The organism is Niallia sp. HCP3S3_B10, assembly GCF_052064465.1.
Lineage (GTDB): Bacteria > Bacillota > Bacilli > Bacillales > Cytobacillaceae > Niallia > Niallia hominis.
This window is the reverse complement of sequence record NZ_JBQHVO010000035.1, coordinates 14,083-33,504: the sequence shown is the minus strand read 5'-3', so window position 1 is coordinate 33,504 and position 19,422 is coordinate 14,083. Positions and strand designations below refer to the sequence as shown.

25 protein-coding genes and 1 riboswitch are annotated in these 19,422 nt (G+C 34.7%); of the genes, 8 read left to right on the top strand and 17 right to left on the bottom strand.

The window, feature by feature from the left end:
- Nucleotides 1–29: 29 nt before the first annotated feature.
- From ACTNDN_RS15255 to ACTNDN_RS15230, 6 genes are all read right to left on the bottom strand, one after another.
- Nucleotides 30–779 (bottom strand): L,D-transpeptidase family protein, encoded by a 750-nt coding sequence (locus ACTNDN_RS15255; RefSeq protein ID WP_065429048.1) that lies wholly within the window; start codon nucleotides 777–779, stop codon nucleotides 30–32.
- Between the two features lie 719 nt (nucleotides 780–1,498).
- A complete protein-coding gene (locus ACTNDN_RS15250) occupies nucleotides 1,499–1,882 on the bottom strand; it encodes a hypothetical protein (RefSeq protein WP_441131400.1) in 384 nt (127 codons plus the stop codon).
- A complete protein-coding gene (locus tag ACTNDN_RS15245) occupies nucleotides 1,869–2,291 on the bottom strand; it encodes a hypothetical protein (protein WP_441131399.1) in 423 nt (140 codons plus the stop codon). The genes ACTNDN_RS15250 and ACTNDN_RS15245 overlap by 14 nt, the downstream gene beginning before the upstream one ends.
- A 231-nt stretch (nucleotides 2,292–2,522) precedes the next feature.
- On the bottom strand, nucleotides 2,523–2,810 hold the full coding sequence (locus ACTNDN_RS15240) for a hypothetical protein (protein ID WP_031540315.1): 288 nt from the start codon (nucleotides 2,808–2,810) through the stop codon (nucleotides 2,523–2,525).
- A gap of 1,006 nt (nucleotides 2,811–3,816) precedes the next feature.
- The gene (locus ACTNDN_RS15235; RefSeq protein WP_251629087.1) at nucleotides 3,817–3,963 is read right to left on the bottom strand and encodes a hypothetical protein; all 147 of its coding nucleotides are present in this window, start codon (nucleotides 3,961–3,963) and stop codon (nucleotides 3,817–3,819) included.
- Between the two features lie 171 nt (nucleotides 3,964–4,134).
- On the bottom strand, nucleotides 4,135–4,485 hold the full coding sequence (locus ACTNDN_RS15230) for a DUF3139 domain-containing protein (RefSeq protein WP_441131407.1): 351 nt from the start codon (nucleotides 4,483–4,485) through the stop codon (nucleotides 4,135–4,137).
- Nucleotides 4,486–4,599: 114 nt separating this feature from the next.
- On the opposite strand from ACTNDN_RS15230, the gene ACTNDN_RS15225 reads away from it, so the two are divergent.
- Nucleotides 4,600–5,181: a hypothetical protein gene (locus ACTNDN_RS15225; RefSeq protein WP_441131398.1), complete on the top strand. Its 582-nt coding sequence runs from the start codon at nucleotides 4,600–4,602 to the stop codon at nucleotides 5,179–5,181.
- Nucleotides 5,182–5,852: 671 nt separating this feature from the next.
- On the opposite strand, the gene ACTNDN_RS15220 is transcribed toward ACTNDN_RS15225, so the two are convergent.
- The 4 genes from ACTNDN_RS15220 to ACTNDN_RS15205 form a co-directional block, all read right to left on the bottom strand.
- Nucleotides 5,853–5,990: a hypothetical protein gene (locus tag ACTNDN_RS15220; RefSeq protein WP_441131397.1), complete on the bottom strand. Its 138-nt coding sequence runs from the start codon at nucleotides 5,988–5,990 to the stop codon at nucleotides 5,853–5,855.
- 20 nt (nucleotides 5,991–6,010) lie between these two features.
- The gene (locus ACTNDN_RS15215; protein ID WP_441131396.1) at nucleotides 6,011–6,415 is read right to left on the bottom strand and encodes a hypothetical protein; all 405 of its coding nucleotides are present in this window, start codon (nucleotides 6,413–6,415) and stop codon (nucleotides 6,011–6,013) included.
- Between the two features lie 128 nt (nucleotides 6,416–6,543).
- Nucleotides 6,544–6,819, bottom strand: coding sequence for a hypothetical protein (locus ACTNDN_RS15210; protein ID WP_441131395.1), 276 nt, complete (start codon nucleotides 6,817–6,819; stop codon nucleotides 6,544–6,546).
- Nucleotides 6,820–6,908: 89 nt separating this feature from the next.
- Nucleotides 6,909–7,055: a hypothetical protein gene (locus ACTNDN_RS15205; RefSeq protein ID WP_441131406.1), complete on the bottom strand. Its 147-nt coding sequence runs from the start codon at nucleotides 7,053–7,055 to the stop codon at nucleotides 6,909–6,911.
- Nucleotides 7,056–7,074: 19 nt separating this feature from the next.
- On the opposite strand from ACTNDN_RS15205, the gene ACTNDN_RS15200 reads away from it, so the two are divergent.
- The 4 genes from ACTNDN_RS15200 (at nucleotide 7,075) to hepT (ending at nucleotide 8,726) form a co-directional block, all read left to right on the top strand.
- Entirely contained in the window at nucleotides 7,075–7,530 is a 456-nt protein-coding gene (locus tag ACTNDN_RS15200; protein ID WP_441131394.1) for an HNH endonuclease signature motif containing protein, read from the top strand.
- A 15-nt stretch (nucleotides 7,531–7,545) separates the two neighbouring features.
- A complete protein-coding gene (locus ACTNDN_RS15195) occupies nucleotides 7,546–7,722 on the top strand; it encodes a hypothetical protein (RefSeq protein WP_441131393.1) in 177 nt (58 codons plus the stop codon).
- 187 nt (nucleotides 7,723–7,909) lie between these two features.
- Complete coding sequence (gene mntA / locus ACTNDN_RS15190) at nucleotides 7,910–8,320, top strand: type VII toxin-antitoxin system MntA family adenylyltransferase antitoxin (RefSeq protein ID WP_349205339.1); 411 nt, start codon at nucleotides 7,910–7,912, stop codon at nucleotides 8,318–8,320.
- A complete protein-coding gene (gene hepT / locus ACTNDN_RS15185) occupies nucleotides 8,313–8,726 on the top strand; it encodes a type VII toxin-antitoxin system HepT family RNase toxin (protein ID WP_251629089.1) in 414 nt (137 codons plus the stop codon). Before mntA ends, hepT begins: the two co-directional genes overlap by 8 nt.
- 305 nt (nucleotides 8,727–9,031) lie before the next feature.
- Here the strand turns inward: hepT and ACTNDN_RS15180 are convergent, their stop codons facing one another.
- Complete coding sequence (locus ACTNDN_RS15180; RefSeq protein ID WP_048717670.1) at nucleotides 9,032–9,430, bottom strand: type II toxin-antitoxin system death-on-curing family toxin; 399 nt, start codon at nucleotides 9,428–9,430, stop codon at nucleotides 9,032–9,034.
- A gap of 4 nt (nucleotides 9,431–9,434) precedes the next feature.
- Nucleotides 9,435–9,701, bottom strand: coding sequence for an AbrB/MazE/SpoVT family DNA-binding domain-containing protein (locus ACTNDN_RS15175; protein ID WP_051641024.1), 267 nt, complete (start codon nucleotides 9,699–9,701; stop codon nucleotides 9,435–9,437).
- A gap of 1,145 nt (nucleotides 9,702–10,846) precedes the next feature.
- On the opposite strand from ACTNDN_RS15175, the gene ACTNDN_RS15170 reads away from it, so the two are divergent.
- Complete coding sequence (locus ACTNDN_RS15170; protein WP_109769442.1) at nucleotides 10,847–11,959, top strand: hypothetical protein; 1,113 nt, start codon at nucleotides 10,847–10,849, stop codon at nucleotides 11,957–11,959.
- Between the two features lie 4 nt (nucleotides 11,960–11,963).
- Complete coding sequence (locus tag ACTNDN_RS15165) at nucleotides 11,964–12,185, top strand: hypothetical protein (protein ID WP_016205457.1); 222 nt, start codon at nucleotides 11,964–11,966, stop codon at nucleotides 12,183–12,185.
- 706 nt (nucleotides 12,186–12,891) lie between these two features.
- Here ACTNDN_RS15165 and ACTNDN_RS15160 read toward each other — a convergent pair.
- Together ACTNDN_RS15160 and ACTNDN_RS15155 are read right to left on the bottom strand one after the other, a co-directional pair.
- Entirely contained in the window at nucleotides 12,892–13,062 is a 171-nt protein-coding gene (locus ACTNDN_RS15160; protein WP_441131392.1) for a hypothetical protein, read from the bottom strand.
- A 14-nt stretch (nucleotides 13,063–13,076) separates the two neighbouring features.
- Nucleotides 13,077–13,376 (bottom strand): DUF3139 domain-containing protein, encoded by a 300-nt coding sequence (locus tag ACTNDN_RS15155; RefSeq protein WP_268817958.1) that lies wholly within the window; start codon nucleotides 13,374–13,376, stop codon nucleotides 13,077–13,079.
- An 86-nt stretch (nucleotides 13,377–13,462) separates the two neighbouring features.
- Between ACTNDN_RS15155 and ACTNDN_RS15150 the strand changes: the two genes are divergently transcribed.
- Nucleotides 13,463–14,308, top strand: a complete 846-nt coding sequence (locus ACTNDN_RS15150) for a YiiX/YebB-like N1pC/P60 family cysteine hydrolase (protein WP_441131391.1) — start codon at nucleotides 13,463–13,465, stop codon at nucleotides 14,306–14,308.
- A 1,147-nt stretch (nucleotides 14,309–15,455) separates the two neighbouring features.
- Nucleotides 15,456–15,538, bottom strand: a riboswitch (cyclic di-GMP riboswitch).
- A gap of 583 nt (nucleotides 15,539–16,121) precedes the next feature.
- On the opposite strand, the gene ACTNDN_RS15145 is transcribed toward ACTNDN_RS15150, so the two are convergent.
- Genes ACTNDN_RS15145 through ACTNDN_RS15135 form a run of 3 tightly spaced genes read right to left on the bottom strand, consistent with a single transcriptional unit; the run spans nucleotide 16,122 to nucleotide 19,302 of the window.
- Entirely contained in the window at nucleotides 16,122–17,609 is a 1,488-nt protein-coding gene (locus ACTNDN_RS15145) for an FGGY-family carbohydrate kinase (protein ID WP_441131405.1), read from the bottom strand.
- A 51-nt stretch (nucleotides 17,610–17,660) separates the two neighbouring features.
- A complete protein-coding gene (locus ACTNDN_RS15140; protein ID WP_441131390.1) occupies nucleotides 17,661–19,013 on the bottom strand; it encodes a PTS galactitol transporter subunit IIC in 1,353 nt (450 codons plus the stop codon).
- A gap of 1 nt (nucleotide 19,014) precedes the next feature.
- Entirely contained in the window at nucleotides 19,015–19,302 is a 288-nt protein-coding gene (locus ACTNDN_RS15135; RefSeq protein WP_441131389.1) for a PTS sugar transporter subunit IIB, read from the bottom strand.
- Nucleotides 19,303–19,422 lie beyond the last annotated feature (120 nt).

Here is a 19,422-nt window from a genome sequence, read left to right as displayed (position 1 = left end):
TGCGAGGAGTTGCTGAAACCATCCCTTTATTAGTAGTTTCCTAATCCTGAAACAGGGGTTTGGATAATTACAGGATTTTTTCCTGGATCTAGCCATTTTAAGATGCTTATTACGTTTGCTTGAGATGTACCGGTGCAACCGAGAGTGTAACTACTGCTAACATGGAAGAAAATCGCACTCCCTTTATTTGGAGTTCGTGCTGTATTGTAATTAATCACAAATCCGTAATTGTAAGCTGCAATATTCATGTTTTCGGCACTGTTCCACTGGTCTTGGGTTTTGCTTTTTGATTGCCAAGTGTTGTATAGCTCTGAGTTAGGATCATCTATCCAGACATCATCACTCGTAATTTTCCGATAAGGTAATTTAGTACCAGGGTTATCATAACGCCCGAATGCTGTCCCAATTGTATATTTTCCGATTGGAGCCTTCTTCCCGCCTTCACTCATAGCGGAAGGAGTAGCGAATCCTTTTTTACCAATATAGCCTGCAATGTTAAGTAACTGGGTCCATTTTCCCTTTGAATCCTTTTCAAATGTACGAATGGTTGCGGAACTTGTACTCGATCCATTTGTTGTAACGAGAATTAGTTGTTGGTTTGCATCAATCGTTTTCAGTTGATCCGCTACGTTACCACTAGATGCAGGCGTGCTTTGAGTAGGTGTAGTGGGCTTTTTAGAATCAGAAGTTGAAGTTTCTTTAGGAGAAGTACTTTCTGTAACGACTGGTTTTTTGGTAGATAGATATTTACTAGAAACCCATCCTGTTTTATTATTCACCTTTACTTTACTCCATCCATTAGAACTTGTTTCGATTACTGTAGTTTGAATTCTTTAATAGATAATCTTTCCTCTATCCTTGATTACATTTTAACAACTATGATTTTTCCTATTATATCTTATAAAGACAAGGATGCAGTAAAACCATCCCTTCAATTCTCTTCATAATAAATAATAAGAACTAATACAAATTTCATAAATATCCAACAATACAATCCATTAACTGGATATACCATCCATTATAATACTGTTTATGGAATAAACCTATGATAATTCAATCGTTTTTCTTCCAAGTAATTATATGGGACAAGGAATCCGGCATCTTGTCCCATATAAAAAAGAAGGTGGGACAAAACTAAATAACTAATCTTTAAAGACGAACAATCTTTAATTTATCTCTTAAATAAGGCTACTTTCTCATGATGGTTATCTATGTTTTTAAATCTAGATAAGTGTAAAAACTAAGTCGTTCCATTGCGCTACGGACGCACGATGCGCCGGGGAGGAAGCTAAGCCTCCTCGCTGCGCTGCGGGGTCTCAGCCTTTCCTCTATTTCCCACAGGAGTCGAGCGTCCTCCGCTCCATTTCACTTCGTTTTTAAACCTTTTTCTAAAAAACAAACACGAACTATAATGTAATTTAATTACATTATAGTTCGTGTTTGTTTTTGATTGAAATACTTATGTCCCAGCCTCATTTGACAGTCCCGTAAAGGATTGTTATCTGCCCTGAAATCTTTTATAGACACTATCCGGATTATGACAGTGACCAAATCCATGAAGATAGATAACTCCATTATCTTCACGATATCGATATATGGTACGCATATCGGCTGGGTGCTTGTTTACTCTTTTACTTTGATAATGAAAAGAACGATAACCCACATAATTATCTCGGAGCAGTCCTCCGATATGGGGGTTTCTTTTAATTTGAATAATCGATCGAATAACATTGTCAGCGGCGGAATCGAAATCGAAATCGTTCGGAAAAGCATTTGCTAAATTTATAACGTCGGTAATAACATCTGTCGGTACATGTTGAATGCCCGATATGGTAGTAATTTGAGCAATCGTTTCAGCTATCTTGGCATTACTTATCATCATCTAGTGGAGACCTAAACTTTTCTGGATTAGATAAGAAAAGGGTAACCGCATCTTCTGCAGCTTCTTTTCCACCCCTAACATACTCTGCTTCTTTGCGTTTTAAACGATATCCATATAGCTGTTCCACTTCTGCTGTTTCGATTTCTACTTCTAATTCTTCTTTTTTACGTTCTAATAAGGACATATACTCGATCATCGCTTGATACACTTCCGGCTTGAGTAAAATTGCTTTTGTTTCGTTACGATCCACAACCTCCATTGCAGCTAATCGGTCCAAATCTTCACGCCATTGTGTGGATCGACCTAGCTGTGTGACTCCTACTCTGCTCCCCATTTGGAAACCATGACGGATTTTTTGTACTTCTTCGATTGCTTTGGCAGACAATTTACTCATCTCCTTTTCTTTCATAATTGTTTTCACCTCCCATTATATACTATAAATATGAAATTGTGTATTATAATGTGTATTTAAATGTGTATTATTCTATGTATTAAATTACATGTGTTTATTATGTTCTATTCTGTTATTTTTTAGTCAATACATGCTGTGAAAGGCTTAAATAACAACATAAAGCAGCCCAAAGGCCGCGCATATTTCGTATTTTTGTGACTCTTTTAAATCCGCTTCCTTCACTCAATCTTATTTTTGATGTTTTTCTATAATCTTTATAAGATAGATTAGATCTTCTTCAAACCTTTTTTTCTTTTTTGGATTAGCTAAGATTATTTGGGGGTTAACTGCTCCAATAAAATGACGGAGCTTTTTATTCTTCAAAAACAGCTCTGTATGCTCTGAAAATAAATCTTTAAACCATTGTTCGTTTCTAAGTAATTTTAGATTCTGATTCTTTTGTTCCTCGGTCGGATAATAACTAATATCTTTTCCTGCCCACAGAATGATTAAAGTTTCTACTATTTCACTAAGCATCCGATCATCTCCTTAAAAAGACATATTGTTACTAATATAAAGTTTTCCGAAAGAAACCAAGAGCAAAGGGACATATCTTCAATCCACTATCAGTCTTATGTTTTATTTAGCAGGAATTGGAGCAAAAGTAATAGTATTTATACTACATTAATATATTTAGATTCTACAAGCATAAGTTTTTAACTGTTATAAGCCTTATTTTTATAAAATAAAAGAAAGAATGGGTATAAAAATGAAAAGAAATCCATGGTACACAAAAGAAAAATTTATATACTTTATATCAATAGTAGCACCTATCATTGCATATATGATCATTCTACTAAACAAGAAGAAATGGCAACATGTTAAGTATATAGAATATTTATCATTTGCAACTATCACAACAAGTATATGGATTATCGGCTTAATACCTGGGTATTTCAGACTAGCATTCCTTTTAACTATACTAATATTTTTCTTACTTCGAAAAATATTTAGAAGACGATAATAATCACGTGGCCATTCATTATTTCACTACCAAGATAACGCAAAACTTCCTCTATGCTTTTCTCGAATAAATAATGAATTGGATTGTTATTTTAGAAATTAAATTTATATTCTAGACAGCCTTCAGAGAAACAAACTGTACTTAATCTGTTCAAATTCAAAATGCATCACACTATCCCCCTCCCATGAAACATAATTTTTTATGGCATCTCTGTTTCCATAAATTTGTTATAATTATAACAGTCAGTCATTTCAGAATTCTACGTTAATTCCGCGTTGTCGTGATAAATATTCATATACTAGCAATAGGAATGGAGGTTTAATGAGAATGAGCATTTTCATCGTAATGGTTGTAGGTATACTAGGCATTGCTGGCTTTCTTGCTTGTGACCTAAATTTTGACACATAGTTGAAAGCAATTGTTATAAGCTATATAATAAACGTATATAATGAAAAAGAGAAGTGCGCGAACACTTCTCCCTGCAACCTCTACCGTCAGGGTGTGGTTGTCAATTAAATATTATTTTGGTCGAGAACCACCCTTTTGCTTGCGACGGCGTAGGGTGGTTTTCTTGTTTTCTAATATGTTCTTCCGAAAGAAATAGGCGCTTATCTCACGCACAATCCCCTTCAGAACTTCACGAAGAAATTCAAGAAATGTTTCCATGATTATCACCTCCTTTCCTAAACGGAAAGAAGCACAACAACCAACCACCCTCACAATATTCAGTTGCTATTTCAGTTTATCACATTCACACAATCTAACTCTCTATCAATCTTCGACAAATTTCGGGCCGTCACTGTGACCAAGAGTATGCACCAAGGGTTTAAAATTATTTTATTTTGGTTCCTCTTCTAAATGTTTAAGCTCGGTATCAGAAGCATCATCTCCATTAGTTTTATTTACAGAATGTTGATAAACGGTCTTATTTTCAGGTCTATACATGTATGTATATGCTATATCACTTTCATCATTGAAAATTACAACTGCATGAAAACCGAACATAGCGTTATTAATATCAATGCTTTTAATATCATCCTTGGAATAATCCATATTTTCATATAAATGATCTTCTAGAGAGAGTCTAACCTGATTTTTTTTGTTTGAGAAACTGTTGAAAAAATATAGAGAGACTAAGAGAATTACAATAAAAGAAATTAATATAGTAAAAATAGTTGTTTTTTTCATATTTTTCAAAAAATAGCCTCCTGATATATTCCAATTAATGGGATTTAATGCAATTCTAATTATATAATAGTATTTATATTAAAGATACTATAATAATATAATAGGAGGTTATTAATGAAAAAAATATTTCTAGGATTCTTTTTTGCTTTTATAATTATATTACTTTTTCCATTCTCTTCTTATGCGGATGATTTTAGTACTTTTGCTGATAGTAATACAGGTAGTGGAGCTCCTAAGTATCCAGGTACAAGCACAACTGTGCAAGTAGGTGATATAATTGGGACAAAAATGTTTTCAGGATGGGATACATATTATGTTGGACATGTTGGTATTGTAGGGCCAGATTATAAAGTCTATGATGTTGTAAAATGGTCTGATGTTACTCAAGTAAATTCAATTAGTAACTTTGTTGACCGGTTCAACAATAATACTGTTGGTGTTTATAGACCAAACACCTCATCAGGAAATCGTTTTTTGGCAGGAACTTGGGCTAAAAATAACTTAAATAAAGTAAAAAGCTATTCTATAACTTCTGCAACACATAAAATTGATGTGAATTATTGCTCAAAATTCGTATTTCAGTCATATTATTTTGGTGCAAAATACAAATTTGATTTAGGGGATAATAATCAAACTTATGTTTCTCCGACCTATATTATTGATAGTAGTAAATTTATTGTAAACGCTAAATTATAATGATGTTATCAAACATAAATTAAGTAAGCGAGTTCTGGAATTTAAACAAGCATTTGACAGTAGTCTAGTGAGAATCAAGAAGTATAAATAAAATATCGTAGTAGTCTTACAAGGTGCGCCAACACTTTGTAAGGATTACTAGGTATTGGGTATACTGAGTAACCAATTAATCACTCTAGCGATACTAGTATTATAATATTGATAGTTTTGTATGTAAATAGAAAAAGGGATAGGTACATTTCTTACTTAGTGAAATGTACCTATCCCTTTTTACCTTTATTGAAAGGTTGATGTGTTAAATTCTAGATCACAGCGACGCCTCATGAATAGCAACTTAAAATAGCTGTTGTCATCGTATCGGAATAGGATATTATTTTGAGTCTATTGTGTGAGAAACAAAGAGATTTTACCATTTAATGTTAGAGTGTAAATAGTTTGTGAGAAGAGGTACTTACACAATTGGGAGGCTAGTTAAAAAGTATTTTAGGAGGATCATTATAAAGCACTGTTGAATGATATTAATAAACTTTGGAGGGAACTTAAACTCATGGTCACAGTGACGATCCGAAATTTGTCGAAGATTGATAGGGAATTAGATTGAGTGAATGATAAACTTAAATAGCAATGATTATTGCAGATTAAGGTAAGCGTCAAATAGGTTCTTTCCAAGGTTAGTTGAATTTGCGTGATTCAAGCAGTAATAATTTATTACTTAGAAGTTCAAAACTGTTTCTACCATACATGATGCGTTTGATAGTTTTTAACTTATTGACACTTCCTTCAGCTAATCCATTATTATAGGGAAGCATAAATGCATTTTTTACTGCATCTATATCCTTTTTATTCCGTTCAAGAAACTAGTTAATTCACTTAGTTCGAGGCTTTCAGCTTCTGTTATCCATGCCTGTAAGGAATCTTCCTTCCTTGAAAGAAGAATCTCTTTAAAATACCAAACTAAATGATGCAATTTGCCCAATAAAGGATACTTCTGAACAACGTTCTTTACTTGTTCATGGGTGAGTGCTTTCACTTTTTCTAGCGGCCTATAGAGTAACTTTAATAGCCATATTCTTTCTATGATTTCAGTAGAACTGATGGCATCATAGTCTTTTAAATCTCTTTGTAGCCTTTTTTCCTTCGCTATGAATTGCCTAATGGCAGCTATAGAACCTGTATATACTTTTTTACAAAGGGTTGTATAGATGTCTTTATAAGGTGTTCCTTTCGAGCGCAATGAAATGACTTCATTTCTAAATGGAGACAGTTTTCCCGGACGCCGTACACCATATTGACCATGGATAGGGTTGAAGTCGGGAGATAAATAATTTTTTATTGTTTTCTTTGTATGGCCTGTCTTATCTACTATTTTCTTATACTATATCCCTTTTTCTGTAAGGCCCTTACTTCTTCGACTCTACCCATGATCTTTTGAATAGCTTCCTTATGATTACGGTCACGTCGATCATCTGAATTTTGGGGGATTTCTTCTTCGGTCATTCTAATATATTTTCGAATTGTTTGAAGACTGTATTTCGTTAGAAATCTGATTTCTTGTGCCGTTCGTCCTTGAGAAGCCAAGGACTTAACCAGTAGAATTTTATCACGTTGCGAAGGTTTACTACTCAGTAATTCGTTCATCACCTTCTTTTCCTTTGTCAAAGGAATGGCAATTCGTGCGGATAAAAATTTATAAATGCATTGCGTGATCGCATCCGTCAAGTTTTTCACTAAATGAAATCGATTACTGATGTGCTTTTTGGATGAGATTCTCGAATAGCAGAAGCATATGTATGAAATCCATCTCTTGAAACATATTTCAAATTTGGAAATTCAGCGAGCCAAGCGACAACGTCATCTTTGTCTCTTGATTGTATTATGTCAATGACTCTACCATTGTATAGGTCGTACCGTAACTTTTTCTCTTTTTCAGAGCGAAATCATCAATACAGATTTTGGATATCTAGAAGTGTTACAACCGCTGCATGGTTAGGCTCCTATCCAAAAACTACAACAGGTCAATTAAAACCAGTCTTAGCCAATAAAAAAGCAGCCATATATCCAACCATTCAAAATAAGCACAATAAAAAATATATGCCTAGACCACCAAAGGCTAATATGTCTGTTGTACCTATTAACAAACGAGTAACTTGGGATAGTAGTACACAAAGAAACAAATATATTAAGGCCTATATTGATAAGTATGGTAATCCAAAATGGAATTGGTTTAATTATGATATTCATCATGTTACTCCTAGAGAGTATGGTGGTAAAAATACCTTTAATAACCTCTTTCCATTACCAAGAGAAATTCATCAACAAGTTGTTAATTCTTGGTGGTCTAGCTATTAACATTGGAGGATAAATATGATAATTCAAAAAACATTAAATACCTTAAAAAGATGCCTAAGTGAAAAAGGGATTACCAATCTTATTGCTGGACAAGGGGAAATTCAAACAGTTAGTTGTTCATTTAACCCTAGATTAGAAAAAGAAAATTTATCTATTTTGGGACGCCACTGTGACCAAGAACTAAGCTCCTAATCTATTACCTTTTTGGTATCGTATATTTTTCCATCTGCAATCCCACAGATATCTTCCTGTGAGTGTGAACAGGATTTTTCGGTGTATCTCTAGAGTTTGGGACAAGGAACCTGACCCCATGTCCCTATCCCTATATGTGCGGTTTATCCTTATAAGCTTTATAATATGAGAAAGGACGGTGATAAGCATGCTAAAAGAAAAAATACAAAAGAAGTTAGTTGATAAAATCATTCTAGAAACAAACCCAGCCTTCGTCATTCTATTTGGTTCATTCGCTAAAGGCACGACACATGATGCAAGTGATATCGATCTTGCTTATTTCAGTGACAAGAAGCTATCATCTTATGAACGTTTTATGCTCGCTTCTGAGCTTGCTGCAATTGCCGGTCGGGAAGTCGATTTAGTCGACATTAAACAAATCGATACAGTATTTACAATGCAGATTTTTGAGCAAGGTAATCCGATTTATATACATGACGAGAACGAATTTACACGCCAAAAAATGCGTGCTTATAGCATGTATGCTACGTTAAGTGAGCAGCGTGCTACAATTATTAGTGCGATCAAAGAAAGAGGGAGTGTATTCGGCAATGAATGATGTTATTTTAAATAAAGCGACGACAATTGAACGTTGTGTTAAACGTATTCATGAAGTGTACGAGGACAATCCTGCAAACTTAACGGACTTTACAAAACAGGATAGTATCATTTTAAATATTCAACGTGCTTGTGAGGCGAGCATCGATTTAGCGATGCATATTGTCAGTAAACGCAAGCTTGGAGTACCAAAAGCGAGTCGTGAAGCATTTAAATTGCTACTAAATGCTGGATTAATTGAAAAAAGCTTAGCAAATACATTGATGAATATGGTCGGATTCCGAAATATTGCTGTACATGACTACCAGACGTTAGAGCTAGATATATTAGAGGCGATTCTAGAAAAACACATTAATGATTTTATAGTTTTTACGAAAGTGATTTTACAATTGGAGGAGAATCATTAATTCATGGTCACACAGTGACTACACCAGAGGATGAGGAGAAATTCGCACTTTCCCCTCTACCATCTCAACCTTGCAAAATGTCTAAATGGAAAACAGCGAAAGTACGGTCCGACTATCACCTCTCTGTCGATTGATATTCCGTTCCAAATGAATATCAATCGACAAATCAAAGTGAAACATACCTGTGAAACAAGATTTTTCGGGGCGTTCCTGTGACCTCAAGAAACAGGATCTTTATTCAAGGTGCGAAAGTTGAGTAATTAAGATAAAAGGTATACGCAAACATAAACATTTACATATACCTTTTATCTTTCTTTTGTATGTTTCTCAATCCATTTAGCAACTTCCTGAATATCCATCGGTGGTTTTGTTGCCACCAATTCTACAGTAAAGTCCTCTGCTTCTTTCTGAGGGGCAACGAACTGATAGCTGTTGACCCATAAAAATTGCTTCATTGCAGCAAACGCAGTTCTTTTGTTTGCATTATGAAAAGCATGGTTTTGGGCAATGCTGCTGTATAATGCGGCAGCTTTTAACCAGATGGTAGGATAAGCTTCTTCACCGAAAGCACTTTGTTTTGGCCGGTTGATGGCACTATCCAATAGTGCTGTGTCCTTAACCCCCATTTGCTCTCCAGGACTGTATCTTTTAATTAACATAGCATTGATGAGGATGAGTTCTTTTTGATGTAAATACCTGACCATTTATTTAACGATCCACCAAATTCTTGAGCGTCTGATCGTAGTTTTCGAATAACTCCTGCATACCATCAAGGAAATCCTGGTCAATACCATCTAACGCATCGTAATTCAGTTTCTTTTGTCGTTTAAAGGATACGGTACCATCCTTCTCAAGCTGTAGCTTGATTTCATCGCCCTGTTTCACCTTCAGATGATCAAGCACTTCTTGTGGTAATGTGATACCAAGGCTATTGCCGATACGTACAATTTTACGTTCCACATTAGTCACCGCCATTTTGTTCTCCTCCTTATTATATGCAAGCATCTTACCGTTTATACAATTATTACGTAATACTGTTATAACGTAATAATATACTAATTGAAAGTACATGTATAGTGAGTTGTTTACTCATTGTTTTAAGTAAACATAAACGTGTACCTTTATTTGTTTGGTGCACTTCATCTAATTAGCGTAAGAACCATTTCTACTTGACGGTTACAATTGTCTACTTTTTAAATCTTGGTTCGCCATTGGAAAAGGCAAAACGCCAACACCCTCCAAAATTTATCATTCACACAATCTTATTCTCTATCAATCTTCGACATATTTCGGGGCGTCCCTGTGCAGCGAGCCCCTATTAGTACACATGTATAAATTCGGGGAAAAGTAACCATACCTTTATTTAGAGCATTTTTTGGTTCGGTGCTTATCTTCTTTTTTTGATTCTTTAATTTGAATAAATAAGCTTTTAAAATAAACAGCAGTTTCTTGATTTTTCTAGTACGATTTGAATATACAAAGTAGTATATAAAAAAATTGTAAATAATAAAATGAAATAATTTTCGGTCCCACTTGAATATATTGCCCAAACAAAGCAGCAAGCAACACCATTAAAGGAGGTACATATTTTGAATGCCCCCCTCCATATTACATTTAAGAAAGGCTCTTAGGTTTTCAGTGAATTACTAAAGTTATCCTACAAGAACAGTTGGCAAGTGATAAAAATTTTTGCTTGCCAACTAAACTAGGCTCCATCTAAATTAATAGGTGGGGCCTAGTTTATTGACGCTTACCTTGTAAAAAGCATGGGCAAGAGTGGTGAAATTATGTGGCTGTAATCACCTTCTGAACTTCATGAAGAAATTTAAGAAATGTTTCTATGATCATCTCTTCCTTTCCTAAAAGGAAGAAAGCTCAACAACCAACCACCCTTACACCATTCAGTTGCTATTTCAGTTCATCACACTCACACAATCTAACTCTCTATTAATCTTCGACAAATTTCGGAGCGTCCCTGTGACCAAACCTGTAGTGGTGTTTTTTAAGTAAACGAAAAATTCGTTTCATAAAAAAGTTGCAATTTTTAGAACTTTGTTTACTTTTTGCAATTTCTGTCATATATTTAATCTATCATAATTAGGAGGTAATATATTACAAAAATGTTTTTAAAAAAACTATTAATTTGTGCAGTCGTTTTTTTAATTATTGTTTCTAGTAATAATCTAGTAAAAGCAGAAACAAACGAAACACAAAAAGAAGGTAATGTAAATGGTGTTAGTGATGGTGTCGTTATTTCAGATACAGAGAGAAACAGATTAAAAGAGTTAGGATATATAGATGATTATATTAATAACATGACGGAAGAACAATATAATGCCACAAAAGAAGAAGCCGTTTTAGACACACAGGTTGTCACAGAATTCATAAAAACGACTGAATACTTTGAGGATGAAAATTGGGTTAACGAAGAAAACCCTGAAGTTATTGATACGGAACAAGAAATTTTAACACAAGCAGAGTTTAATGAAGAAGTATCTGAATTGAAAGAAAATACTCAAGAAATATTAGAAGATGATAGTAAAGCTGCCCAATCAATTAAACAAAAAGCTTTAAGTAATGATTCTGTTTCACTGTTTGCAGTTGCAGATGATGGAGGATTGGCTTCCAGTACAACAGGCACTAATAGTAACAGTAACTATAAAAAGTTAACTATCACTATAAAAAAATTAACAAGCAATACTTTCTTACTAACTGCTAAAATGGATTGGAAAAAGGTTCCTGCAAATAGACTAAAAGATATTATATCTGTAGCTTGGGATTCAACAGATGATTACAATTATATTTTGTCGTCACTATATGGAACACAAGTAGCAACTGGAGTAAATCCATGGAATGGTAAGAAAAAAGTAATTACATATACGTATGATAGAGTGAATGAAGCTAACCTATGGGATGTTAATAAAACAGGAATTAGTTTAGTCCAGAATTTAAAAGATGATTGGGATGTATATGAAGTACAAGATATTGTTCAAACAATGCAGGTGAAATTAGAAAAAGACACAACTTGGAATACAAAATGGTTAAATGCCGGAGCCGTTTATATGCATCAAACGAAGAATGTAAGCTTTGGCGTTGATTCTTTCTCTATTGGAGCTACTGGTGGAACAAGCGGTGTTGATGGAAGTTTAGAAATATCCTTTAAAGCTCCCGAAGTTAAAAAGAGTTTCGATACACAATTCAAAGCTTATGCACAATTACGTTTAAAGTGGTGAAAAAATGAGAAAAAAAATTAGTGTTTTTAGTGTTGTATTAGAAATACTTGGCTTATTATTGATTTTGCTGAGTCAGAAGATTGGAATGGAATTCACTATGTATTCTGAAGCTGGTGACCCGGCTGTTTTTGCAGGAAACTTGGTAATATTCTCATTAATACCAATAACAATAGGATTTTTACTTGTTTTAGCAGGTATTTTAATTCAAGTTACTAAGTTAAAATAGTATTAAAATATAGAGCTACCTTTCTAATTAATTAGAGGTGGCTTTTTTATTTAATGGAAAGGCTGAAAAATTGAATTAGAAAATATTTTTTAGATAATATCATATCTATGAGAAGAGAAGATGCTATTGCAGATGGTATTTTAGTAGATTTAACAGAAACAGCAAAAGTGAGTGGAATTAATTTTCAGTCGCTGTAAACATTACTTTATTGGCTGATGTAGTAGAATAGTAGAGCCAAATGAACTGGCAAAATCAATGGAGAATCAACTTCAGAAATAATGGATGTCAAATGGAGAGGAAGGATATAGTTATGAATGCAATCAGCACACAAATTGCGAACGAAACGGGGCGTCACCGTGACCTAAAGTGATGGCTCGCAATTTCCGCAAAGGGCGGCTCTTTTCTCCGCAATGACTGGCTCAAAACTCCTCATAAGTGGCTCATTTCATCTGCAATAATCATCGCTATTTAAGTTTATCATTCACACAATCTAATTCCCTATCAATCTTCGACAAATTTCGGGTCGTCACTGTGACCATGAGTTAGTTCTACACCAGAGGATGAGGAGAAATTCGCATTTTCCCCTCTACCATCCCAACCTTACAAAACGTCTAAATGGAAAACAGCGAAAGTACAGTCCGACTATCACCTCTCTGTCGATTGATATTCATTTCCAAATGAATATCAATCGACAAGTCAAAGTGAATCAAGATTTTTCGAGGCGTCCCTGTGACCATACTTTATAAGGTAAATACACTCGTTTGATCCCAAGTACCCTTGCCGCAATAACAGCAGGTAGTATCCATTCCCCCACTCGCAACCGAACAAGGGATAGCGCCCCAATAAACGCCGGTTCTATTGGAATCTCACGCTTCACCTCCCCACAATATATTAATTTCTACTAATAATAGTCTCATCATCTCTTACAGTGCGAGAATAGTAAACTTTCTCGCTAGGATTGTCCTTAAATCTCACGAATGCAAAATAAGCATTTTCAGGAGCTTCAACAAAACTATATGACGGTTCAATTTCTAAGATGTCATCTTCCTTATAACCTTCTTTTTCAATCAAATAATCATATACATCTTTTTTAGCCTCTTCTAATTTTGATTTATTCCCATTAAAGAATTCATTAATCTTGAAACCTCCAAATAACACTAAAATTATACAAATAAATGAAATTATAAACATTTTTTTACTAATTATTATTCCTCCTTTATACTTTTTGTGTTATATTAATCTAGTATTATAATACTACATAAAAGGGAAATTTAGTAATGAAAAAGTGTAAATTTATTTTATTTTCTTTTTTGGCTTTTCTTCTAATAGTTTCGTTTAGTTTTAATGGAAAAGCTGAGGCGTCTGAAACGGAAGAAAATAATGACGTTATTTCAATCGAAAAGTTTGATAGTCTTCAAGAAGAAGGAGTAATAGATCCCAATCTATCTTACGAAGAGTTTGTAGGTAGTATTGATAGCAATTTAGGTACTCTAGAAGAAGTTGATGTAAATGACGATGAAGAACTTAGTGAATATGGGTTAACTACAACAGAAGAAGTAGAAGTAATATCTGTTCCTGCCCAGTCACCTGGTTCTTTTGGTACTATGGCAGCTGCTACATATACATATCCTGGTACTAAGGTTATAGCAAAAGCAGGAGATATCTTAGTTACAAACAGTACAAGTTCAAGTGGATTTTCAGGACATGCGGGAATTGTTACATCCAACGGTATAATGTTTTCATCAATCGCAAATACTAAAGCAAACCCAAGAAATTTGAGTTTAAAAGATTGGTTTAGTAAATATAAAAATACTAAAGTAGTTCGTATAAATAGCTCTACTAAAGCAAAAACGGCAGCAAACTGGGCTACTAGTTATGTGAGAAATCATGCGAATGCTAGCTATTCAATTACAACTAATTTGAAAGGCTTAGACCCAACATATTGTTCGAAAATTGTTTGGCAAGCTTATGTCTTAGGTGGGACTGGAGTTTTTGACAACCGTAGTGTTGGTATAAAGGTTCCTTATAATCTACTATATAAAGGTTACTATAAAGGAGTTACTCCAAAAAGAGTTGCGTTAATTGGAAGTAATTTCGGGGCGAATACAAGCAGTAATTTGTAAGAATGTTTAAACGAAAAGAAGCAAGTATATCTACAAGGGTGTATTACTTGCTTATTTTCATTTATAACTATATATATATTCGACGACAGTTTTTCAATAAGAAATATATCAAACTCGATTTATCCTAAAAATCAAAATCACTATTCGTATCTTCTTCAGAGACTCCAACCTCCTATATATTAGTGTTATGCTTGAACGCATACAACAAATTATACAAGAAGCCTTCATGAATTTATATTTAAGACTAATCGTTTAACTATAGAGTGGCTCATTTCATCTGCAATAATCACCCTAGTACAATCCCACAAAACACTCTTGTGAAACCTTCCTGTGAATCAAGATTTTTCGGTGGGCGTCACTGTGCAGCGAGAATGAATCTAATATCCAAAATACTTGGTCACCAGACCTTCGTAAGAACCATTTTTTGATTGCCAAATACAAACTACTATTTCAGTTTATCACTCACACAATCTAATTTTCTATCAATCTTCGACAAATTTCGGGGCGTCACTGTGACCTAGAGTTTATTTTCTAACTTTGACATTAGTAATCATATGATTAGTTTACTAAACTCATTTCTTAGGTATCATTAAATGCATTCTCAAAACTAAGATAAGAAATAAAAGAAAAAGGGAATTGGCAAGATATTGTTAGAAAAGTCGAATACGAGCTAGAAATAAAAGTAAAATTAGAGATATAACCATACTTACATCAATAATTCCTTCTTTATTACACCAAATCCCAAAAAAGAGCTATAATTATCCTCTCTACTTATTCCCTTCACAGAGAAATAAATCATAACTTTGTATTATTATGAGGTTTGAACTCAAATTCACGGTCTGACCACATTACCTGGATCTAGCATAAACATACCTCCTTATCATTTATTTAATTATAATTTCCGATATGACGATATACTATTTCTTTTGAACATGAAATCCATAAAATGGTTTATTTCTTCCTTTGTTCGTCTCAGAAACACCATTTATGTTCTTTGTCCTTTTACGGTGCCTGACACCTGGATATGCGGTTTCTTTTTACCACATCTAACACAATGATCTTCGTAATAACTGTATTTATGATGTTTTTTAAAAAAGCAAAATAGTGATTTTAGCATTTCCCATTCCCCCTAAAATATAAAAATATTTCAGGCAGCACAGCCATCATAGTTTACACCTTAGATCTGTTGCTTTGTGTCCCATCCTTTTGAATGGTTTACCTTTACTGAAAATCCACTATCTATATTTTACTAAACATTTGTCCAACAGGGAAAGATGAATAGTTCGACATTATTTTACAATATTCCCAAACTACATGATTAAGATAATCTGTATTGTATAAAGTAAATAGCAGCAGCTTCACTTAGAATCCATAAAATGAATGGTTTATTTCTTCCTTTGTTCGTCTCAGAAACACCATTTATTTTCTTTGTCCTTTTGTGGTGCCTGACACCTAGATTAGATGTGGTTCTTAAAGAAAAATTAAGCTGGCCTTGATATATTCCATACATAAACAATTACTTACTGCTCTGAAAAACATCATGTTAATAAATATATAGAACAAATTTGGAAGAAAAGGATGGAGAAAACAATGATTAAACTATTACTAGATTTATTTAGTTCTCTACAAGAAGATCAGGATATTTTAGATGAAAAATATTAATGAAAAAGGGACGGTTCATGTGCTTCAAGAACCGTTCCCTTTTTATTATTTAGTCAAACTCCCACTGTACTGCATCTGTTTGGAGTTGCTCAAATTTCTAAAAATACTCCAACAAAGGCTGGATCACTTTCCAATTCTAAATGAGCATTAATCAATTCTTTCCCTCTTCTTCCAACTCCCTCTTCCAATCAAAAATTGGCCAATAATACTCCTCGAACTTCCCTTGAAAAAATGCATGCTTTTCTTTATTTGGAGTATATACTACTTTCTCCTCAAAGGAATTCTCCGTAACCCATCCCTGCCTGCTAGCTAATGAAAATGCTGCACCTTTCACCACGGCTTCTTTAATTGGATATGCCTGAATTTCACAACCCAATATATCTGCCTTTAACTGGAGCCATAAGGGATTATGGGCAGCTGGGCCAATCACTTTCATAACTGGTGATTCTATTTCGACTAACACTCTAAAATGGTGTAAAAGATTCTTCAATTCGAAACAGAGCCCAATGAACAATCCATAGAATAAGTCTTGGCTTGTTGTTTTGTCGGTTATTCCATACACTAATCCTTTAGATAAAGAGGAGCGGACTGGCGGACCGCTTCCTCTTAAATGAGGGATAAAAAGAAGGAACGGCAATGTTTGAAAATGATTTCGATAGGTTTCCTCCAAGTCAGAAAGCATTCCGGTAAATTCGTTTTCTTCTTCCATCTTCACTATTTTCCTTAACCATTCAATCGCATACCCAGCAGCAGGTAAAGAGGAAAAATAACTATACAAAGGGTTCTGCACATAATGGCCATTACTTATCTTGTATTGAAAGGACTCGTCAGAAAGAATGGGATTCTTATGTGTAAATAATAATCCTTCTGTTGTTCCAGTCGAATTTAATAGTTCCGATGACTCTTTTAAATCAACAGCAAGGGAGCCTACCATATGGTCATGCCCTGCAACGGTAACTACCGTGCTTTGATCTAACCCTAAATCAATTGCAGCCTCCTCAGTTAATTGCCCAATAATGTCCCCAGATTCATGCACTTCGGGAAAAATAGCAGGATCTACATGAAAGGTTGATAGGATTTCTTTTGACCATTCTTTTCTTTGAATATTGTAAGCAAGTGTCCTAGAAGCAAGAGAAGCCTCCATCCCTCTATTTCCCGTTAGTAGAAAACCGAAATAGTTAGCTAAACTTAGCCATTGGACTTCTTTATCATTTGCTTCCTTATATTTATTTTTGATATACAAGATCTTCGCGAGACTATAATTAGTATGGGGAGGGATTCCTGTAATCCTGTACGTTTCATATGCAAGGTCCTTAAGTAAAAGGGGCTGAAGAAATTCTTCTCCCCTTTTATCAAACCAAGCGATGGAAGGTCCAATCACTTTTCCTTCATTATTAACAAGCACTCCGGATTCTCCAACACTCGCTATCGAGATTCCCTTAACTAGCTCTTTATTCCATAAATTACTTGTTACATTATTTATCCCAGTTTGAATCAAGCTCCAAATTGCCTTTGTATCAAAATCTGTTTCATCCGTATCTGATACTATTTTAGGAGTTGGTGCTCTATATAGGTGTGTAAGTGTTAAGGAAGGTAATTCAAATAATGCTACCTTACAGTTAGTGGTTCCAAGATCTATGCCAATAATATAGATTTTCCTTACCTCCTTCTAAAGCCGTACTTATTGTTTTTAAGAATGATAGACTTTATCTTTGGTTGTTTTATATAGCCAGTAAAGAATGCCAGCTATAATCGGAACAAGAAGGAGGGCAAATAGATTAAGCTCTGAAATCTTCATCAGCCAATAGCGGAATGGATTTCCTCCGTCCAAGAAACTTGATACTAGACCAGATGCACCTTCTGGAAATGAGAAGTTAACATCTTTCGCTAGATTAGTAATCCTTGGTGCCAATGCAGAAGCTACCAATAAATCACCAATGATAATGGGAATCCCAATTAATACAGATCTAAATACATTTCCTCTCGTAGCGAGTACGACCATGGAAATCATAACGGCAATATTGGCTAAATCACCTAGAGGCAATGTCTTATTCCCTGGCAGAATAAACGCCAGAATAACAGCTATAGGCGTTAATACTAGTGCTGAAGAAATGATTGCTGGGTTGCCCACTGCTACTGCTATATCTAGCCCGATATAAAGGTCCTTTCTTCCAGGGTATTTATTATTCAAGAATTTCTTTACAGCATCTGATATAGGAAGCAGCCCTTCCATAAGAATGCGTACCATTCTAGGGAGAATAAACATAACAGCTCCGATATTAATCCCCAATGTCAGAATGTCCTTGAATTCATATCTAGCAATAATCCCCAAAAGAATACCTAATATAATACCAACCATCATTGGTTCTCCGAATACGCCGAATCGTTTCTGAATCTTCTCTGGACTGATATTTATCTTATTTATAAATGGAACTTTGTCGATAATTTTGTCTGCTAATAGTCCAATTGGAAAAAATATAACCGAAGAAAGAGTGGGCAATGAAATGCCTTGCAGATTCAAATGCTTCTGTACCATTGGAGCAGACCAGTCTGCTAGTTTCAAAATTATAATACAAGCAATACCTGCACCAACTAATCCCAATAAGAAACTGCCTGTTGCATAGTATACTAATGTTCCAGCTAGTGCAAAATGCCAATAATTCCATAAATCGATATCCACTGTTTTCGTCTTATTGATGGCAAGCAAGCCAATATTAATCAAGATAGTCAACGGAATAACAAATGGTGCAATTGGCGATGCCCATGTAATTGCTGCAAGCGGCGGCCACCCAAGATCTACTACTGGTAAATCAATTCCTGCATTTTCAACCATTGCTTGTGCAGCAGGGCCAACATTGCCTGTTAATATGTTAAAAATAGCATAAATCCCGACAAAACCTATCCCAATTGTTAAAGAAGATCTAAGCGCCTTTGTAAATTTGACGCGAAAACACAGGGCAAGAATAAAAGCAACAATTGGCAGCATAACAGTTGGCCCAAAGTCCAATACATATTGAACAGCTTCTAGCAGCTTTTCCCCCATCTCATTCACATCCCTTTAAGATTGTCACGATTTTCTCTAGCACCTCGTCTTCACCAATCCCTGTAATTAACGGCAATCCATAAATAACAGGGACATCAAGCTCATATGGCACATTGGTTGTAGAAATAATTAGGTCGGCATCTTTTGCAAAAGAAGGCACGGAAGCTACATTAATTTGCTGATAGTGAAAGGTTATCCCATTTTCAGAACAATGCTCTACCACCTTTTCTGTTACTGCAGTGGATGTAGCAATCCCAGTAGCACACACAAACAAGACATTTTTTGCCATCTATATTTTCCTCCTACTATTTTCGTTTTTTTGTGAAGGTTATTTCTTTATCTTTTGATAAAATATGGTTAATATAGGAAAGAGAAGGTGTTGCCTTTCAATCGCTTCCCAGGCAGATTG

Excerpts from the sequence above, each read along its gene's own strand:
- ACTNDN_RS15250 (WP_441131400.1), bottom strand. The coding sequence starts at position 1,882 with ATGATGATAAGTAATGCCAAGATAGCTGAAACGATTGCTCAAATTACT.
- ACTNDN_RS15245 (WP_441131399.1), bottom strand. The coding sequence starts at position 2,291 with ATGAAAGAAAAGGAGATGAGTAAATTGTCTGCCAAAGCAATCGAAGAA.
- ACTNDN_RS15240 (WP_031540315.1), bottom strand. The coding sequence starts at position 2,810 with ATGCTTAGTGAAATAGTAGAAACTTTAATCATTCTGTGGGCAGGAAAA.
- ACTNDN_RS15235 (WP_251629087.1), bottom strand. The coding sequence starts at position 3,963 with ATGGAAACATTTCTTGAATTTCTTCGTGAAGTTCTGAAGGGGATTGTG.
- ACTNDN_RS15230 (WP_441131407.1), bottom strand. The coding sequence starts at position 4,485 with ATGAAAAAAACAACTATTTTTACTATATTAATTTCTTTTATTGTAATT.
- ACTNDN_RS15225 (WP_441131398.1), top strand. The coding sequence starts at position 4,600 with ATGAAAAAAATATTTCTAGGATTCTTTTTTGCTTTTATAATTATATTA.
- ACTNDN_RS15220 (WP_441131397.1), bottom strand. The coding sequence starts at position 5,990 with ATGCTTCCCTATAATAATGGATTAGCTGAAGGAAGTGTCAATAAGTTA.
- ACTNDN_RS15210 (WP_441131395.1), bottom strand. The coding sequence starts at position 6,819 with ATGAACGAATTACTGAGTAGTAAACCTTCGCAACGTGATAAAATTCTA.
- ACTNDN_RS15195 (WP_441131393.1), top strand. The coding sequence starts at position 7,546 with ATGATAATTCAAAAAACATTAAATACCTTAAAAAGATGCCTAAGTGAA.
- mntA (WP_349205339.1), top strand. The coding sequence starts at position 7,910 with ATGCTAAAAGAAAAAATACAAAAGAAGTTAGTTGATAAAATCATTCTA.
- hepT (WP_251629089.1), top strand. The coding sequence starts at position 8,313 with ATGAATGATGTTATTTTAAATAAAGCGACGACAATTGAACGTTGTGTT.
- ACTNDN_RS15180 (WP_048717670.1), bottom strand. The coding sequence starts at position 9,430 with ATGGTCAGGTATTTACATCAAAAAGAACTCATCCTCATCAATGCTATG.
- ACTNDN_RS15175 (WP_051641024.1), bottom strand. The coding sequence starts at position 9,701 with ATGGCGGTGACTAATGTGGAACGTAAAATTGTACGTATCGGCAATAGC.
- ACTNDN_RS15170 (WP_109769442.1), top strand. The coding sequence starts at position 10,847 with ATGTTTTTAAAAAAACTATTAATTTGTGCAGTCGTTTTTTTAATTATT.
- ACTNDN_RS15165 (WP_016205457.1), top strand. The coding sequence starts at position 11,964 with ATGAGAAAAAAAATTAGTGTTTTTAGTGTTGTATTAGAAATACTTGGC.
- ACTNDN_RS15155 (WP_268817958.1), bottom strand. The coding sequence starts at position 13,376 with ATGTTTATAATTTCATTTATTTGTATAATTTTAGTGTTATTTGGAGGT.
- ACTNDN_RS15150 (WP_441131391.1), top strand. The coding sequence starts at position 13,463 with ATGAAAAAGTGTAAATTTATTTTATTTTCTTTTTTGGCTTTTCTTCTA.
- ACTNDN_RS15140 (WP_441131390.1), bottom strand. The coding sequence starts at position 19,013 with ATGGGGGAAAAGCTGCTAGAAGCTGTTCAATATGTATTGGACTTTGGG.
- ACTNDN_RS15135 (WP_441131389.1), bottom strand. The coding sequence starts at position 19,302 with ATGGCAAAAAATGTCTTGTTTGTGTGTGCTACTGGGATTGCTACATCC.